Here is a 17,131-nt window from a genome sequence, read left to right as displayed (position 1 = left end):
GAACTGTGCGGCGGGCGGCCTCCATGCAACGCCGCAGGCGCTTCCCGGAAACATTAATTGCGAGAGATCATATGCTGCGTCGATACTTCCGGTGAACGCCGGAACTGTATCGCTCCAAACATTACCATCTGGAGGCAGCCACAGCGGTTTCCCCTTAGGACCGGGACGCTTCTGGAATCCTGCGACAATGGCGATATGTCCGTCCACCTGCTGGTTCGGCGCCTCCAGCTTCTCCAGCCGCTTTATGACGGTCGTGATGTATTCTGGGGCGCTGGATCCATAGGTTAGATGTTCTCGCGATAGAAGACAGTGCTTCCGCCAGCCCTGCCGGCGGCATCTAAATCATAAGAGTTCTTAACGCCGAAAACGGAGGCTAAGTCGGGAGAGAGGTAGTGACTTATCCGGAACGGCTTCATGCCCTCAGCAGCCATCATGCCGATCACGTCCTCGTCACCGAAAATCCGCATATGATCCTCCTGGGCGAAGCGGCGTTTTCTTTCCTCTGGCGGTAAATCCGAAAGGTCTTCGTCAAACCGCCCCCGTCTGGTCGGTACGGTGATAGCTTGGAGGCCGCCGGGCATCAGGCGGGAATTAAGTTCTCTCAAGACTCTGCGCCAGTCGACAGGCAAATGCTCCAGCACGTGGTTGTGGATGATCACGTCCGCTAGTGGCAACTTTTGATTTGCTTGGGTGTCGCAAAGATCGTGTTTGCTGATCTTCTCCTTCGCGAACGCGTAAATCTCGGGAAAGAAGTCGTAGCAGAAATAATTCGGGTTCGTGTGCCTGGCAGAGAGTCGGACGTATAGCGACCGTTCAGGGGCGAAGTGATGCACGATAGGCCGGAAATCACGCGTGCCATAGGATTTCAGGTGCCCCGTGAAAAGGAGACAAAGGAAGAGCGATCGCGTTCGCTCCAGACTGGAGCAATCTTGGCATATCTCAGCAGATCTGCCCCGGTAGTCCAAGAAGGGGGCGGCATTCGTGCAGACGGGACATATGTTCACTGGAATCTCATTCTACTGATGGATTAAGTGCTGTAGCGAGTTCCTTCACGAACTCTTTGGCTTGCTCATGGGCTTGGTTCTCTTCGCTATCACCGATCCGCTCTCGGATCTTATCCTCAACAAAGATGTCCAAGAGCCGGGCAGTCGATCTAGTTGTTCGTCGTCCATAGGCACCTCTCATCTCACGGTTGGAATCGATAAACCAGACGACCGTCCTCGTAAATACCCGCCGCCCATAGCCGGAGACTACTGCAGCTTCGTGCCTCTGATCACCAACAGCGACTTCAGCACCTGTGACATTTCGAGCTTCTCGCCATCGCAGTTGCTTTTCTAAAAAGGGTTTCGCGGGAGCCGGTTCGTGGTCATCCAATCCGGCCAGTACCCCAGGGATTCAATGGACACCAAAACTGCCGCCAGTGCGACGACGATTGCCATCACATAAACCTGCGACCGGGACGGTGGCCTACGCAACCACAGCGACATTCTCATAAGCAAGCGCGCAAAAATATCCATCGGCCCATCATAACCACAGACTGACCATCCGAAAATCAGGAGAACATCATGAATCGCGAAGCGTTCTTCGCGGCGCTACGGCGTCGTGGGAGCGGCGTGTTCGGCACGTCGCTGAAGCAGGGGCAGGTGGATGGCACAACCGCCATTCTGGACGAGGCGGAGAGGCGAGGGACGAGAACCAACGATCTCGCCTACGCGCTGGCCACCGTCTACCATGAGACGTCCCGCACGATGCAGCCGGTGATGGAGACGCTGGCGAAGAACGTCGACACGGCCATTGCACGCCTGGAGAAGGCGTGGGCGGCCGGGAAGTTGAAGTGGGTCAAGACGCCGTACTGGCGCAAGGACCGCAACGGCAAAATCCTGATCGGACAACGGAGATGCCGATCGCGGTAGCCTCTCCTACCTTGGCCCAATTGGCATCGGCATCGTACCTGCGGCGCATGCCGCGCTCCTAGCATGCCCCGCAGGATCTTCCTCCCGGCTAAATTGCTGAGGTGGAGCTCGCGTGGTACATCGTCAGGTAGTGGCTTTCGGCGCGTAGCGGTGTCTCTTACGTTGAGACCGCCGCACCGGCCGTAGGTTTTGCCGCCGCCACTCGGGTGGATGTTAGATGACGCTGACCCTTGAAGGTGTCACCTTGGTAAAGCGCGACCTTGCTTTCTCGACCAAGTCTGCACCGATTAACTGGTTGCCATTGTTGCGTCTGACGTACCTAACCTAGCCGCGTGGAGTTACGACGGCATGTTAGAACTTGCTGCCCCACGAGGGTCCTCTACGCAGTGAAGCACTCCTGGCTCGAAAACTGCTGCCGACTGAGCTCTACAGCTCGTGGATCTGCGACGAGAGCGACCACTGCATGCAAAGGGCTGGGGCCTGAAGGCATTACCTCTGCACAAAGATCGCGCTTCTACCTTCATCTCGTCTCCCGTCAGCATACGCGCACTGCGAACTGTCCTAGCTTCGGCCAACGCTACATCTGACGCCGATGAAAGAAGCTGGCGAAAGACCGACGACAGATCTGCGGGACGTTGCGCGCAACCTTGCAGAGCTGGCGCACCGTCTCCAGCCCCCCCTCGAGCAGCCTCTACATCCCGTACAGGATGAACGATAATTGTAGGTCACACCGAAGCTGACCAACACGCCATGGCCGTCAATTTGCCTTCGCAAACCGAGGCTGGAGGGAGACCTACCTTCAGCGCATCTCCTCAGGACGGACAACGTCAGTGCGTTGTTGCCTTGATTGAGCAACGCCAAAAGCTCCTTAGCAGCATGACCTCTTCCACCTGTTTCTAAACCCAAATTTTCTGTATCGTCTTCTAAAGGAAACAGGTACGGTTACAATCTTTGTAACGAACGGAACAATGATGGCCCGCCAGACCCCATATCTGTTAAACCGAAACGGTCGATATTTTGCGCGCCTTGTGATCCCAAAAGACCTGCGCCCTTACCTTGAAAACAAGACGGAGCTCCGGGAAGCACTCGGTCCTGACCGGCGAATAGCGCAGGCTAAACTACACAGCGCGGTAGCTTCTCTAAAACACAAGATCATCTTGGCTGCGCGACGCGCTGAACAGGAACTGGGCGGCCCGGCGCTCGCCGGGCGCTATCCCCTTGCTCCCGACGAAATCGCGAACAGGCATTATCATGAACGGTTAGCCCTGGATGAGGAGCTGCGTAACGGCAATGGTCCTTGGTCCAGTGTGGGAATCGATGACCTGTATGTTGACAACCTCAGAGCTGGCCTTGCTGGAAAGCTCAGCGATGAAGCCCTCCAACGTTTGATCGGAACTAGCATCGAGCGCTACCGACGTCTGGGAAACACCACGGCAGAGTTTGGAAGCAACGAATGGCGAGCCGTCGCTCGGGCCTTGTGCATGTCAGAGCTGGAGGCTCTGGCGCGTATCGTGGAACGCGATGAAGGTGATTTCTCAGGCACGCCCCAAAATCCGGTCCTTAAGGATGCACCCAGTCTCGAAGACGACCAGCCTCCTGTACTGTTGAGGAACCTGTTTGACCGCTACATCGCAGAACTGCGCGCTAATGGAAAGGGCGAAGGAGCAGAGAAGCGCTGGCGGCCTGTAGTCGAAGACTTGATTAAGTTCACGCGTCTAACTGACGCCAGGAAGTTGACCAAGAAGCATGTGGTCGAATGGAAGGATGCAAAGATCTTGACGCTGTCACCAAGAACGGTGCGGGACGTGTATCTGACAGCGGTGAATGCTGTACTGAACTGGGCGGTTTCCAACGACTTGCTCGAAGCGAACCCCGCAAGGGACGTCAAGCTGAAGGTCGCGCCCAAGAAGCAGACGCGTCCCAAGGGTTTTACCCGGCAAGAAGCCTTGGCCATCTTGCAGTTCTCACTCTCTTATGAAGCGCCGAAGACCGCCAATCCGCACACGCAAGAAAGGCCTAGTACAAGTGCCGCAAAGAAGTGGGCACCCCTGATTTGCGCGCTGACTGGCGCCCGCGTTTCCGAAATCACCCAGCTGAGGAAGGAAGATGTCCGTGAGGAAGATGGCATCTCATACATCCGCATTACTCCCGACGCCGGAAAGGTGAAGAATCGGAAATATCGGGACGTGCCGCTCCACGGCCAGATCATTGACAAAGGCTTCCTCGACTTTGTGGCTGCGGCACCAGCTGGCCCTCTGTTCTACCCGCCCATGACGAACGAACGGACGGCAGATCCAGCTCAAACGGTGTCCGGTCGTATCTCGAACTGGCTGCAAAAGAACAATGTCGTACCTGAGGGCGTTTCGCCAAACCATGGGTGGCGTCATGCATTCAAGACGGCGGGCCTTGAGGCTGGGATCGACGGTCGCGTCCTTGACGCGATACAGGGCCACGCAGCCAGAACGGCAGGCGAGAACTATGGTGACGTGACACTGACCGCAAAAGCTATGGCCTTACGCCAGATTCCCGCGTTTCCGCTCTAGGATAGGCATCTGCCTACAGCCGCTTGCCCCCCAGACGATCTACTACGAGCCGCTCGCACGAGGATCTACGCCTGACGCTGCAGGGAGGTGCTGCCAGCGTCAGGCCTTGCATTACCTAAACTACTAGCCGGAGATTCTCGCCAAGATCCGCAGACGACTCCTCATCTTCACCGTCAGTTCCGGAACCTCCCCTCCAAAGATCTCGCGGAGAGCCAGGATCCAGCCGCGCTCCGCCTTGTTCTCATGCATCGCGCCAAAGCACTCCTCCACCTGGTTGAACAGTTCGGTGCTGAACCATGACTTCAGAGCCAGCACGAACAGTTGTGCGCTGTCGCATCCGAGGGCCTCGGCGAGCGGTGCCACCTTGTCCAGCGGCACCTTTCGCTCGCCCCTCATGAACATGTAGATCATGTCGGACGTCTTGAACCCGCACAAGAGCGCAATTTCCTCGTAACTATAGCATGAGCGGTCGGCATGCTCCTGGATAAAGCGCGCAATCGGGGTCTGCTGTTCAACAAGCATCTTGAAGTTCCTCTTCTATCTTCTGCTAACTTCAATGTTGTAGCTCGCGCACGCATGGGATGCGGAAGGGTTGTTGTTGACAAGCGCATCCTCTCGGGTGAAGAGCAGCTTGAATGGCTTATCTATTGGGGAGAGGCGGAAGGCGTCTCATCGAGGCTATCTGATAGACGCTCACGCGGCGGCGGCAGGGATTTCGGCGGTTGTCGCCAGACCGCGAGTATCGCATTGATCCTTGGTTGAACCAGACGACGCGCCTCCTTGCGATCAATCCCTTCCAGGAGCAAGCTCTCGTATCGGGTCATGTTGTGTCGGAGGTAGTTTTGCATAGTGATGCCAACTGCCTTACCGATGGTCGCCCGTTTCCATCGCTTACGGGCAACCTCATCTGCAAAGAACTGAACGGCGAATTCAGGGCACCCTGGATGATGTTTGCGGACGTGCGCTGCGGCGGCTTCTCTGGTGAAAATCGGCATCTGGGAGCTCCTTAATCAACTGGAGCCTCAGTAATAATCACGCGAGAAGCGGTGTAAGCAAATGCTTACTGCGCTGTTTTCTATGGGTAAACGCACCCCTTGTTTGCAGATATGGCGCTAATGCCACACCGCATTCTCCCAGCCTTCGCCTGCATTTGAACAACCAATGGTCATCCACTTACGTACTTATGCGCCAAGTATGCAAAAGATTGGGGGGCAAGAAGTCCTAGGAATGGCCAGAGATGGCGAAGGGGATGCCTTTTGGGTCCACCAGAACGTGGGGCTCAAACCTCCCATGTACCCAACACAACCATAGGGAAGTTGCCTAAAGTTGACATGCAGCCAGATCCACACTCAAAACGTCAACTTTCGGGACTCTGACTGTCAACTTATGGAGTGTAAACGACAACATCCTATCGCAAATGCACCCCTTCATCGGGCCGAAAACAGCCAAAACATAACATGTTGTTTACCTTAAGTTGACATCAAGCGCCGGAAATCGCCCTTTCTCAAAAAGCGTCAACTTAAGACGCTCCTAATGAAGCCATCAAACGCTCAGTCTCCGGTATGCGAGATGATGAGGACACGGATCACCCTCCTGATTTAATCGCCGGTCGACAGTCTAGCCCTCCAACGATTTGGAAAATTCCTTGTAGACCAGGTGCGAAAACATATTCTTGCCGCCGCCATGCATTGCGGAATAGTTCGAACAATCCTCTTGGCAAGCAGCGACAAGACTATACCCAAGGTCACCGGGCAAACGCCGCCTTCATACATGCACGGTCGCAGGCACAAGCTTTCTTGCCTTGACGCAGGAGCCTTCCCTGGCTCGGGGCAGTGTTCATCGGCCAGGTGGGGGGATTGTAACCTCCTGCGCCGTCTACCGCACTTGGGATATCAATCATGGTTTAGCTCCAGAAGAGCCGAACGGATTCGCGGGCGCAGACAGTTGATAAAAGCGTTTGATCGCGCCTGAAGCCATTCGATGGCCCGCTGGCGCTCTTGAATATCGTCGAGGTCTCGAACGACGTACCGCTGAGAGATCTCCGGTCGTGGCTGGGAGAAATCCACTGTGGCCCCCTCAAGCTCCGTTGCGATTTCTTGAGCTTGATCAGCCAACATCAGCGAAGCGCGTTCTCCGGGCGAACCCACGTTGGAAGACAGGAAGAGACCGACGGCGTTGTAACGAACATCGCGGTAAATCGTTAGCCAGCTGGAGCCTCCCGGCGCACCAAACTTGAAGACGACGTGCCCACCGAGCGATGGCGCTGGCAGCATCTGCTCCGGATCATCGAGCCGCAAGCCGTTGAGGAACTCTGACCAGAACTGATGCCGGGCCTCACGTCGACGTGCTCTAGCTGCAAGCTTCTCCGGTGAATCCGGCAGCCCGAGCGAATCCTCGTCACCGTCGTCCGGCTCCTGCACCACCATGCCTTCCGGGACTGATATGACGTTCCTGGCAATAGTCAACGTCTTTGCGAGGACCCGTGGAACAACGATCTGGGATCCATCCGGTGCGGCGTAGATCGCCAACTCAACCAAGCCTAGCGTGAAATGCAGACCTGCATGCGCCTGTAGGTATTCGGCAATTGCTTCTACGCCCTCTCGAATCCCATCGCCGACGATGAGCAACAAGAACCGTCCGCGGCGCAGGTTGAAGGTGAGAGCATCGTTGAATGCCACTTCATCCACTTGATGCCCGGCCTCTCGAAGCAGATCAAGAAGGACATTGCCTTTCCTTCCAAGCCTGCGGCTTGCTTCCCGCTGCAGGTCCGACGCCGACCATTTTGTGAGCTCCTTCGAATAATCGAGAATTTGCCCCACCACCTCCCGCCGTCCCTCCGGATTGCGCCAGAGCTTGCATTCTACCAGGATCGGTAATCCTGTCGGTGTCACGAGAAGATTATCTATGGAGCCGGCAGGCGTCACTAGCTCCGTGCAGATTGCCACCGGGCCGACGAAAAGGGGGTCGATCTCCGCAATAGGAAGGCAGGACGGATGCCTCTGAACGAGCTCCTGGATTGAAGCTTCGTTCATACCGTGCCCGGCTGCCCCGAGGCCCAACGGAGCGGCGGCCGTAACGTTGGCGCCGTCCGGCGAGATTATAAGTGGCGTGGCATGCTGTCTTGTCATCCAACCCCCTGATTAAAAAATGCGGCCACTGGGACCGCATTCTCCTTTGCATTGTCTACGGCATTACCACCGATCTTCAATAATCGCAGCAAGCCCCCGGCGGATTTCGTTCACCTCGTTGTTGTTGTCCGGGTCGTCGTTCATCTTCTCGAGGTCGAACCGCAGACGGTCCAGGATGGCAATGGTGGCATTGATGTTTCCACGAGTGAGCTTCTCTTCATCAGAAAGCTCATCCCAATCATCAAGGTCGGGAAGGGGGTCACCCCTCGTGTCGCGTTCGATCTCGTGGCCGGCATCATCACAATGAGGATAATAGGCAGCCACCGACCGGTAGAACTCGGCGCTCCTCGGATTCTTGCTCTCGATATCCCGCGCAATCATTTCGAATACCTCGCGGATCGGCAGCGTCAAACCATGAGTTCCGGTCTGGTCGACAATAGCCTGGGGGTAAGGGAAGCAATAGCAGCTGTTGTTGCCGTGAGGTTCGTATGCAGTCGTCATAGTCATCTTCCTTGTCAATCAAGGTCCGGCGGCATGCCGGCCCAGTTGGACAAGTTCGGGGAATGGCTCAGAGTGGGGAGAGGCCATCTGGTGAGGGAGGTGAGCCTGCGGCATGTGTAGCTATGTCCTGTCTTGATATCCGTTGTTACTTTTATAACGCGTTCCGATGCGCGAATGCGCATTTTGATGGAGAAATCTTCCAGGACCTGCTGCATGGGCATTACGTCAGCCTGATTAAGCTCCCTTACTTATCTTATAGCGGCTGCCTTGTTGCGAGCGCACATTTGATCGAAGTTTTTTCTGCGGAGGCGCGCGACGGTGGACTTGCAGGAGCGGCCACTATGCCTCCGGCGCCATTTGCGGCGCCGGAGGAGCCAGAGGAGGGTTAGGAGTAGCGGGCCACCTGCTTCTTCAAAGCCTGGGAAGCATCGCAATCCTCATCGGCGACCAAATCGCCCATCAGGTAGTCCAGGAAATCGGTGGTGACCACGTTGCTTTCCCATCCCCAAGCTGCAGCCTCCTCAGCCGGAAAGACTACCCTGATCTCCCCAGGGGCGGCAGACATCTCTTCAACGGTTACGGTGAGGATGTAATCTTCATCCATCCACTTGCAGTAGTTCGTGGCTGCGCACTTCGGTTCGTTACCGTTTGCTGCGACCCGCGTTACGTCGGACATGGTCAAGCCTCCTTGCTCGGTTTCTCTGATCGGTTGATCAGGTCTTTTTCTTTGTAGCGAGATCTCTGTGGCAACGCAGATTTTGCGAAAGAAAGTTTGTCGCAGCCGCCGACGCATCCTAGTGGCGTGCCGCAAATTTCATTCGCCCGGACACACGAATCTGCTATCCGGCTGCTCCCTCGGCTGACCGGAATGGCGATGACGCATCATCACAAGATTACTCTTTTACGGAACCGAGACGTAGATGATCCTGTCGAGCTGACTTACGTCGAGAGCCCGCTCAGGAAGGCACAGGCGCGTTTCAGCGGCCGGAGAGTCCTGACCCCTCAGATTGATCTCGGAGCTTACAGGTGGGCTTCTTTGATCGACTGGATTGACGTTGAGTTCGAACTGTCGCGTCGGACGCAGCATTGGAAGATCAATGAACGCATCGAGAGGCTAACGGGACGCAAGGAGTATCCGGAGGCGCTCGACCCGGACACGGAAGCTGGCAATACTGCCACCAGATACAAGCTGCGCGTCCAGGAGCCGGACATGGGCTTGCTGCATCGGATTATCGACGACATCAAAGGGGAGTATGGGTTGGTCGCGCCCGCGGTGGTGAAGCAGCTGGAGGTCAGCATTGACTCCTATCCGGAGACGCCAAGCGAGGAGGCAAGAGCCCGGTTGCACGGCGTGCTGGTCCGACATTTCTTCCCGACCAAGAAGGTCTTAACCGACAACCTGAGATGGCCACGCTTCACCCCTGGCGTCCGAAAGAGGAAAGGCGACTACATCGTAGCTCGGAACCTAGAAGACCCGAGACAGGATGTCGTGGATCGTATGACGCCGGCCACGGATCGACCGCCTCCCTACGAGTCGACTTTCTATGTGGGCGAGAAGGACGATCCGCATGTGATGTGGCGGATTCAGAACAAGACCATCGACAAGCAGAACAAGGCCACCGGCGCTCGGCTCGATTTGACAGACGAGGAGAAGCGGGTCCGCATCGAGGTAACGCTGGGGCCGGAGGGCTGCCGGGAGGTGGGGCTCCTACGCTTCGATGATCTTACGTCGTTTCGGTTCACCAAGCTCCAGAAACACTTCTTCCAGTTCATGCTGCCAACGTTCGGTGCGTATGTTGCTGGAGGAGCCGGCGCACATTCGTCAGCGGTCAAGCACTGGATAGAGGACATGAGAAGGCAGCGCTTCTTGAATGTCGGAGTACTCGGACTCCAGATCCGGGAAGACGCGAGAGAAGATTTCAGGAGCCTGGAGATGACGAACTTCCTGAGCTGGCACAAAGCAAGAGGCAGTAGGCTTCCCCGGAAGCAGAGGAGAGGTGCCGGACCCTACGGAACCCTGGTTGCATACGAGGAGCTGGCCCGCACTATCGAGCGGGCGCTGGCGGGGCTTCAGAGGAGGGTACAGAGGGAGTTGGGTCGTCAGACGTATGGCAGATAGAGGCAGGGTAATGATGAGGAGTAGTGGGAGTAGATAGAGGCAAGTTATTAGGTGCGAAACCGGGTCAGGTCGCATTCGCCCCGAGACAGCTTCAAGAAGGGGGGCGTGAAGCCCCTTGATCTTCGGGAAATACCTGGAACGCGTGCATTACTGTGCGTGCTGCTATTCCTCTCGACTCACTAGCGAGAACGTTTGCGCGTCAGGGGACGGCATCGGAAGCATTCCCGTACTTGTCATTGACCAACTTGAAGCGTGGGATAGATCAAGAGAAGCGCGTTACGCATTACTTGGTGTATGGCAGCTTGACACGCTGCCAACGAAGGTTACTCGGGTGTCCGAGGTTGGTGAGATGGTCGGTGCGTCCCACTGCCTGCGAGTCTCAACCGCTGTCCCAAAAGAGGTAGCGATGGGAGATACTGGCGACGCCCAAGAAGCTTCCCGGAGCCTTACGTGCCTTGTAGCCTCTCGGGCGCTCACTCACAGGCGCGCTTGAAGAACCGCATGACGCTTCAATCCCTCGGATTGACCTCAACGCCTACCGGCCCGTGGCTGTGGCCGATTACATAAAGGCCAGTTCGAGCTGACGCGCCAGACACAGTTTGAAAGCTGAACGAGCGGATCAGGAAGATGCCAGCCGAACGATCGATCAGATATTGCGGGCTTCGAGCGCCTATGGAATTGCGCAGATCGCAGGGCAGATTGCGGACCGCCTCCTACACCACATGGTCGAACGCCGCTCGCTGGCCCGAAGGATGACAGGCGGCATCGGTTGCCGCCTGTCACGATATCGCGCCTGCCTTCGACCTACGAAGACGATCAAGCGCCTACTAATGCTTTGATTGCATCCGGAGCTCTCTCGACGCCGGTTTTCTCTACCGCACCGGATGTTCTTCCCACTGAACAAACTTCTATCCCATGCCGCCTCGCAACGAGGGGGTCATATAGATTTCTTCCATCAAAGATAACGGGCTCGCTCAACATGTCCTTGAGCGCCTCGAAATCTGGAGCATGGAACTGCTTCCACTCGGTGACCACGATCAGCGCATCCGCGCCGGCAAGCGTCGCTTCCATTGTGTCGCAGAGCAGAAGATCGGATCGTTCGCCGTAGATCCGGCGGCATTCGCCCATGGCGGCGGGATCGTAAGCCTGCACCTTGGCTCCGGCCTGCCAGAGCGCTTCCATCACCACTCGCGACGGCGCGTCGCGCATATCGTCGGTTTTTGGTTTGAAAGCCAGCCCCCACAAAGCAAAGCGGCGCCCGCGGATATTGCCGCCGAAACGGTCAAGGATCTTGTCTACGAGAAAGCTCTTCTGCCGCTCGTTGCGCGTTTCCACCGCCTTTAGCAGGACCGGGTCAAAACCATCGGCTTCGGCTGTCCTGATCGTTGCCCGCACGTCCTTTGGAAAGCAGGAGCCGCCGTAACCAACGCCTGGATAGATGAAATGGTAGCCGATCCTGGGATCTGCGCCGATGCCGACACGAACCTTCTCAATATCTGCGCCGAGACGGTCCGCCAGGTTGGCCATCTCGTTCATGAAGCTGATCTTGGTCGCCAACATGCAGTTCGCCGCGTACTTCGTCAGTTCGGAGCTGCGGATGTCCATCGCGATGATTTTCTCGTGGTTGCGATTAAAAGGAGCATAGAGTTCCCGCAACTGCTGCTCGGTCTGGGAATTGTCGGTACCAATGACAATCCGATCTGGCTTCTTGCAGTCGGCAACCGCGGAACCTTCCTTGAGGAACTCCGGATTGGAAGCGACGTCGAATACAAGGTCCAGCCGATCCCTCTTCTTCAGCCCCTCTTTCACGGCAGCACGCACCTTGTCTGCCGTTCCCACCGGCACGGTCGACTTGATGACGATCGTCTTCGGTTGCTCCATGTAGAGGGCAATAGTCCCCGCGACCGTCAGAACATGGCGAAGGTCTGCGGACCCATCCTCGTCCGGAGGGGTGCCCACCGCTATGAACTGCAGCGGCGAGAATCTGACGCCTTCTTCTGCGTCCGTGGTGAAGAGCAGATGCCCTGAGGCCACATTATCTCGCACAAGGCCCTCGAGACCAGGCTCATAAATCGGGATCTTACCGACCTTCAGGTCCTCTATCTTCTGTGCGTCTATATCCACGCACATCACCTGATACCCCGCTTCTGCCAACACCGCCGCCTGAACCAAGCCGACGTAGCCAATCCCAAAAAATGTAATGCGCATGAAATCTACCTCGAAACTGCAGCATTCTGTTGATGAATAGCGTTGTAAGCCGCGCTTCTAACCCTCTTCAAACTATCAATCTAGATCCGCGGCCTGCCGGAGGCGTTGCGTTAGGTTATGCGGCCATAGCTGCCACGTCCAGCAGTGGGGTAACACTTGGCCGCGGTTTCGGCTGGCGGTATATTCTTCAAAGGCTCCAGAAGCCGTCGATGATTTAGCCAATCGCCCCATTCCAAGCGGTCTTGCTCGCATCGGCTCAAGAACACCGTCACCATCATCGGGATCGACTGGCGAAACGCGTCTTCTATGGTCATGGCGCGCCGCAGACGGCAATGTTGCACCCCCCGGAAGAGACCTGCGCGATCTCAGGTCCTCCTGCTATTAGCGCAACAGCAGACGTGCGTGATCGCCACTGTGGCCTGCACGAGCGCTCAGGAATGGGGCCGCTCCATACAGGAGCTGGGCCACGAGGTGAGGCTCATCCCTCCCAGCTACGTCAAATCCAATGTAAAGCTCCAGAAAAACCGCACTGCCGAACTATAGCTGAAGCAGGATCCCGAGCGATGATCACGCCTGTGGCCGTGAAGATGAAAGAGCAGCAAGCGCGGTGGATGTTGTTCCGAACGCGCGATCTGATGATGCGCCAGCGCACGCAGTTGATCAATACATTGCGCGGGCATCTCCTGAACATGGCCCCATCGCTCCGCAAGGTCCAGCTCACCTGGAAGCTCTGATCGCTATGATCGGGTGCCCCCGCCTACATGCATTTCAACACGCGGGCCGGATGAAGCTTGCAGGATCATTGGCCGGGATCTATTTGATGCCAAGCCTGCGAAAGCATGGGCATGTGCGCCGTCTCTGCCGTTGCTAGTGGCACCCACCTGAGATATTCATCAATAACTTGATCAACAACAGGCAGGAAGTAACTTGGACGTCGATATCGTTCTCGAACATCTACGTGACGCTACCAAGCCGGACAGACGCTTAGACGGAGAGATCGCTCTGCTACTTGGCTGGCGTAAGCGGTCAGAGCAGGTGCGGGGCGATAGCGGAGATGCTCACAGAAAAACTCTCTGGATCGTTCCTGATAGCAACGACATTGGGCGAGTTCCAATGTATACGTCCAATCTCCAAGATGCTTACGAACTTGCGCAAGATCTCCTGCCTCTACATATTGGGGGGGCAAGTTGGGAGCGAGGTAGCGGGCGCGCTCGGATAGACGACGGGCCGTACGTTCAGGCTTGCTGCCCATCAGTGGCATTGTGTATCGCTGCGCTCCAGGCGTATTATAATAAGTGAATCATGTTCGAAACCTCGGGGCATTGGCGCGTAAGAATCCTGCAGTACGGCGGTCAATAGCATCCAGATGCCTCGACCAGCTGACGTTGGACCGAATGATATTGGCGGGAGAGCCGGCGACCAGAGAAAATGGAGCTATGTCCTTCGAAACTGTCGACATTGCGCCGACGATCGACCCGGTGCCCAGTTTGCAACCCGGACAAATGAAGCTCTGCTTTCCAAGCCATACATGATCTTCAATAACGATCCCCCTTTTCAAGTTGATTATCTCTTGGGTTCGGAGATCGATGATGCCATGCTGGTCGCAAGCTTGCAGAACTATCCCATGGGAGAACATACAGTCAGAGCCAATCTCGATGTCAGCATCAGCTGCTATAAATCGGGCTGAATTGCATGTAGTGTTATCACCTATAATTACGGACGAGTTATCATATAACGTCGCCTCTATTTCGAGGTGGCCACACATTCCGACCTCTACAGTGGATTCGCCGCTCATAAAGCTGAGCGAGAGAGATCTGGTAAACGACCCTATTGTTACGGCGGCGTGCTTCACTTCGGGACGGATTCCGACTGAGATCCGGGCCTTACCTAATTTCAAGTACTCTCGCATCCGCAAGCTAACTTGAAGGCTCAACTTCTCGGGGGCGCCGGACCTCCATACCAGCCCAGGAAACAGCGGGAACTCTTCAGGCGAAATTGGCTCCAGTGTGCTGTCGACGTCATCACGCAACGGCGTTCTCCCGTGTTGGCACGAGCCGTGGCGGAGCTTCGGTCTTCGCCAGATTCCACTCCGCCTCCGAAAGCACTGACATCAAGTGAGAGCTGGTTTTATCGTCCGCATAATTCAAAACTACATGCTCAAAAGCATTGCTTCCCAAGCGTTGCCGCAACTCGCCGTCCGCCAATAGGCGGTCACACGCTGCAAAAAGCTTCTCGTAGTTCAGTGGCTCTACTAGCACGCCGCTATAACCATCGATGATCGTTTCGCACAACCCTCCGACCGCAAATGAAACCACGGGCTTCCGAGCTATCGCTGCTTCAAGGGGCACCCTTCCGAATGGCTCCTTCCAACGCGTCGGCAGCAGTACCAGCTTACATGATCTCATCGCGCGAAATGTTTGCGTCCGATCGAGGTAGTTGAGGAAGTGAATCTGCTTCTCGATCCCGGATTTGCGAGCCCAATCCTGGATTGCCTTTTTAGTCCGGTCGCCCCGGCCGGCAAAAATCAATCGCAAGCTACTATCGCCCTTCAACCACCGAACAGCATTCCTCACGAGATCTAGCTGTCCCTTGGCTTCATTTAACATACCGACAACCAAGATATCGTTCCTCGCGGACTCTGCTACGCCGCGGCACGCCGTCAGCAACTCCGGAAGAGACCCGACCGGATTAGGAATCCTTCTGATATCTGCTTCAGCACCAAGCAAAGCTCGTGTGTTGCGCGCAAGAAAATGACTTGTGACAACAACAGTATTGAAGCTGGCGAGTCTTTGTGCCCTAAACTTCTTCACAGCGAAAAGGTGCGAGCGCTGGATACGTCGCGCCAACTGACTCCCTTTGCTGTCCTCAGCAGCACATGAAAGGTCGCACGCTCCGCAGTATTTTCCATTCACCATCATTATTTGATTATGCCTAGGGCAGCTGAAGCGGTTGTCTCTCACGATTGCGACGCTACTTTGTATTCCCGCTCCTGCGAGAGAACCTATCACGATGCTGCGAGTGTTGTCGGCAACGAGCCTTTTGCAGTCGGTCGCTGCAAGCACCTTCTTAAGAAGGCCGACCCTGTAATCACGTCTGTCAATTAAAAAATCGCTTAGGACGCCTCCTCGAGGCTTCTGAAACACTTCCAGATAAAGAGCACCGATTCTTCTCCAGAAGTTTTTAGGTTCAAAGATGCTTGCCAGTGGCCACCCGTACTTCAGAAAGTGTCGATAGGCGATGCTTCTCAATCTGGCCACGTGCAGATGCTTCGGGCTCGAATTAAATGGCCAGTTGGCAGCATCCGGAAGGCATAGCACCGAGATCTGTTTGATCGAGTACAACAGCGGCTTACTGATGTCCGAGTCGAACAGGATTACGAGCGTTTTGGCCCGAGTACTTTGGTCTGCTGCTGAAAGAGCGTTGTGGAGACTGAGTTCGGCGCCACCAAAAGAACGTGGCGGATATCGGTCCGAAAGAACAACAATCTGCTTCGCAGCGATCTCGGAAAGAATTTCCTTCGGTAGAATAGGCATCAGAGAGCCTCCAAAAGTTTTTCAGCGACCCTGCTCCAGGTGTATTCTTGGCGGAGTAACGCTCTAGAGGCTGAGACTAGCTGGTTCATAGATGGCTCGTCGGCCGCGAGATTCTTTAGCACTTCACCAGAGAGTTCTCCATCCGCGCCACGAGGATCGAACGTAGTGAAACCATGATGAGCGAAGTCAGCCATTCCATGCCCTCCGCTGCTCAAACATACGGCCCCTGCCGCAGAATATTCCAGCATGGCGATTCCGAAGCCCTCAAAACCGCCCGAGACACTATCATAGTCGGACATCATGTAGCCGAAGTCTGAGGCCTCAAGTACTTGCCACTTCCGCTCGTCAGACGCTTCTTCTTCAAAATGTACGTTCGCTCCGGCCTCGATCGCACGAGCCTGTAGCTGTGTTCGCAGTGGACCGCCGCCTATCAAGACGATCTGAAATCCAGTCATTGCGCCTAGCTCAATCAGCTGGAACAAGTTCTTGTGACGTACCAGCCTTCCGACATAAGTTACGGTAGTTGCCGATCCTAAGCCAAGGCGCGCTCTCCTTCGCGCACGCACGTCGCCACTGTAGCTCGGGCTGCGACTCTCTAGCAAGTCAAGGAGCTTCACTGGGATACCACATCCGACGATCTGTGGTTTGACATCAGGGCAGATACGCGAGGCTATCTGCGCAGTAAAATTGCTGTTGCTCAACACCGCGCTCGCGCGTTCGAGTGTCCGTACTAGCCTTGTCGAGAGGGAATCTGCCCCTGAGTCAGGCATGTCTTTCCTGGCGGGATCGATTGACGTGGGGAACTGGCTTGTGAGCTCGGTTCCATGAACCATAACCGCAGTGGGAAGGCCAAGAAAGCTACCGACCTCGACCATAGCGGGACCATAGTAAAATGGATGATAGGCGACGAGAGCGTCAATGCTGTACCCTGTGATTATATTTCTCATCAAGTCGAAGATTCGTTCATCCTCTAGTGGAGCTCCCTGGCCTGCTCTCAAGGATTGATCAGACTCCCAGTCTTCGTAGAACTTGAAGGCAACGGGGCGGCTCCCAAAATGCGTCCCTCTCGGCCCCATATATACACATTCAGAAACCTTTCCACTTAAGGCCTGCGTAACTTCATAGGCAAGGGTAGACACACCCCCCATTCGAGGGAAAGAATCGACTGAGCATGTGAGAATCCGCG

14 protein-coding genes are annotated in these 17,131 nt (G+C 55.8%); 4 read left to right on the top strand and 10 right to left on the bottom strand.

Translation table 11 applies throughout. The features are described 5' to 3' along the window. Nucleotides 1–284: 284 nt before the first annotated feature. Nucleotides 285–833 carry a methyltransferase domain-containing protein gene (locus LXM96_RS11610; protein ID WP_239998656.1) on the bottom strand — a complete coding sequence of 183 codons (549 nt, stop codon included), beginning with the start codon at nt 831–833 and terminating at the stop codon, nt 285–287. 732 nt (nt 834–1,565) lie between these two features. Here LXM96_RS11610 and LXM96_RS11605 point away from each other — a divergent pair. Further along, nucleotides 1,566–1,913, top strand: a complete 348-nt coding sequence (locus LXM96_RS11605) for a hypothetical protein (protein WP_239998655.1) — start codon at nt 1,566–1,568, stop codon at nt 1,911–1,913. 968 nt (nt 1,914–2,881) lie between these two features. Next, entirely contained in the window at nt 2,882–4,456 is a 1,575-nt protein-coding gene (locus LXM96_RS11600) for a tyrosine-type recombinase/integrase (protein WP_239998654.1), read from the top strand. Nucleotides 4,457–4,579: 123 nt separating this feature from the next. Here the strand turns inward: LXM96_RS11600 and LXM96_RS11595 are convergent, their stop codons facing one another. From LXM96_RS11595 to LXM96_RS11575, 5 genes are all read right to left on the bottom strand, one after another. Continuing rightward, the gene (locus LXM96_RS11595; RefSeq protein WP_239998653.1) at nt 4,580–4,978 is read right to left on the bottom strand and encodes a hypothetical protein; all 399 of its coding nucleotides are present in this window, start codon (nt 4,976–4,978) and stop codon (nt 4,580–4,582) included. A gap of 122 nt (nt 4,979–5,100) precedes the next feature. After that, nucleotides 5,101–5,451 (bottom strand): DUF2293 domain-containing protein, encoded by a 351-nt coding sequence (locus tag LXM96_RS11590; RefSeq protein ID WP_239998652.1) that lies wholly within the window; start codon nt 5,449–5,451, stop codon nt 5,101–5,103. Between the two features lie 897 nt (nt 5,452–6,348). Further along, nucleotides 6,349–7,584: a hypothetical protein gene (locus LXM96_RS11585; RefSeq protein WP_239998651.1), complete on the bottom strand. Its 1,236-nt coding sequence runs from the start codon at nt 7,582–7,584 to the stop codon at nt 6,349–6,351. 63 nt (nt 7,585–7,647) lie between these two features. Further along, nucleotides 7,648–8,085: a hypothetical protein gene (locus LXM96_RS11580; protein ID WP_239998650.1), complete on the bottom strand. Its 438-nt coding sequence runs from the start codon at nt 8,083–8,085 to the stop codon at nt 7,648–7,650. Nucleotides 8,086–8,470: 385 nt separating this feature from the next. Further along, nucleotides 8,471–8,761: a hypothetical protein gene (locus LXM96_RS11575; RefSeq protein WP_239998649.1), complete on the bottom strand. Its 291-nt coding sequence runs from the start codon at nt 8,759–8,761 to the stop codon at nt 8,471–8,473. A 192-nt stretch (nt 8,762–8,953) separates the two neighbouring features. On the opposite strand from LXM96_RS11575, the gene LXM96_RS11570 reads away from it, so the two are divergent. Then, complete coding sequence (locus LXM96_RS11570) at nt 8,954–10,204, top strand: hypothetical protein (protein ID WP_239998648.1); 1,251 nt, start codon at nt 8,954–8,956, stop codon at nt 10,202–10,204. Between the two features lie 816 nt (nt 10,205–11,020). Here the strand turns inward: LXM96_RS11570 and LXM96_RS11565 are convergent. Continuing rightward, nucleotides 11,021–12,412, bottom strand: coding sequence for a UDP-glucose dehydrogenase family protein (locus tag LXM96_RS11565; protein WP_239998647.1), 1,392 nt, complete (start codon nt 12,410–12,412; stop codon nt 11,021–11,023). 563 nt (nt 12,413–12,975) lie between these two features. On the opposite strand from LXM96_RS11565, the gene LXM96_RS11560 reads away from it, so the two are divergent. Further along, the gene (locus tag LXM96_RS11560) at nt 12,976–13,146 is read left to right on the top strand and encodes a hypothetical protein (RefSeq protein ID WP_239998646.1); all 171 of its coding nucleotides are present in this window, start codon (nt 12,976–12,978) and stop codon (nt 13,144–13,146) included. 566 nt (nt 13,147–13,712) lie between these two features. Here LXM96_RS11560 and LXM96_RS11555 read toward each other — a convergent pair. From LXM96_RS11555 to LXM96_RS11545, 3 genes are read right to left on the bottom strand one after another with little or no spacing between them, the layout of a single operon-like run. Then, nucleotides 13,713–14,441: an acyltransferase gene (locus LXM96_RS11555; RefSeq protein WP_239998645.1), complete on the bottom strand. Its 729-nt coding sequence runs from the start codon at nt 14,439–14,441 to the stop codon at nt 13,713–13,715. Next, on the bottom strand, nt 14,434–15,945 hold the full coding sequence (locus LXM96_RS11550) for a glycosyltransferase family 4 protein (protein WP_239998644.1): 1,512 nt from the start codon (nt 15,943–15,945) through the stop codon (nt 14,434–14,436). The genes LXM96_RS11555 and LXM96_RS11550 overlap by 8 nt, the downstream gene beginning before the upstream one ends. Beyond that, on the bottom strand, nt 15,945–17,084 hold the full coding sequence (locus tag LXM96_RS11545) for a glycosyltransferase family 4 protein (protein ID WP_239998643.1): 1,140 nt from the start codon (nt 17,082–17,084) through the stop codon (nt 15,945–15,947). The genes LXM96_RS11550 and LXM96_RS11545 overlap by 1 nt, the downstream gene beginning before the upstream one ends. Between the last annotated feature and the right edge of the window lie 47 nt (nt 17,085–17,131).

The organism is Rhizobium halophilum, from assembly GCF_021648825.1.
In the GTDB taxonomy this organism is placed as follows: domain Bacteria; phylum Pseudomonadota; class Alphaproteobacteria; order Rhizobiales; family Rhizobiaceae; genus Neorhizobium; species Neorhizobium halophilum.
The sequence above is the reverse complement of the archived record's forward strand: the minus strand, read 5'-3'. Positions and strand labels throughout refer to the sequence as shown.

Coding starts and splice junctions, on each gene's coding strand:
- LXM96_RS11605 (WP_239998655.1), top strand. CDS start 1,566: ATGAATCGCGAAGCGTTCTTCGCGGCGCTACGGCGTCGTGGGAGCGGC.
- LXM96_RS11600 (WP_239998654.1), top strand. CDS start 2,882: ATGATGGCCCGCCAGACCCCATATCTGTTAAACCGAAACGGTCGATAT.
- LXM96_RS11595 (WP_239998653.1), bottom strand. CDS start 4,978: ATGCTTGTTGAACAGCAGACCCCGATTGCGCGCTTTATCCAGGAGCAT.
- LXM96_RS11590 (WP_239998652.1), bottom strand. CDS start 5,451: ATGCCGATTTTCACCAGAGAAGCCGCCGCAGCGCACGTCCGCAAACAT.
- LXM96_RS11585 (WP_239998651.1), bottom strand. CDS start 7,584: ATGACAAGACAGCATGCCACGCCACTTATAATCTCGCCGGACGGCGCC.
- LXM96_RS11580 (WP_239998650.1), bottom strand. CDS start 8,085: ATGACGACTGCATACGAACCTCACGGCAACAACAGCTGCTATTGCTTC.
- LXM96_RS11575 (WP_239998649.1), bottom strand. CDS start 8,761: ATGTCCGACGTAACGCGGGTCGCAGCAAACGGTAACGAACCGAAGTGC.
- LXM96_RS11570 (WP_239998648.1), top strand. CDS start 8,954: ATGGCGATGACGCATCATCACAAGATTACTCTTTTACGGAACCGAGAC.
- LXM96_RS11565 (WP_239998647.1), bottom strand. CDS start 12,412: ATGCGCATTACATTTTTTGGGATTGGCTACGTCGGCTTGGTTCAGGCG.
- LXM96_RS11560 (WP_239998646.1), top strand. CDS start 12,976: ATGATCACGCCTGTGGCCGTGAAGATGAAAGAGCAGCAAGCGCGGTGG.
- LXM96_RS11550 (WP_239998644.1), bottom strand. CDS start 15,945: ATGCCTATTCTACCGAAGGAAATTCTTTCCGAGATCGCTGCGAAGCAG.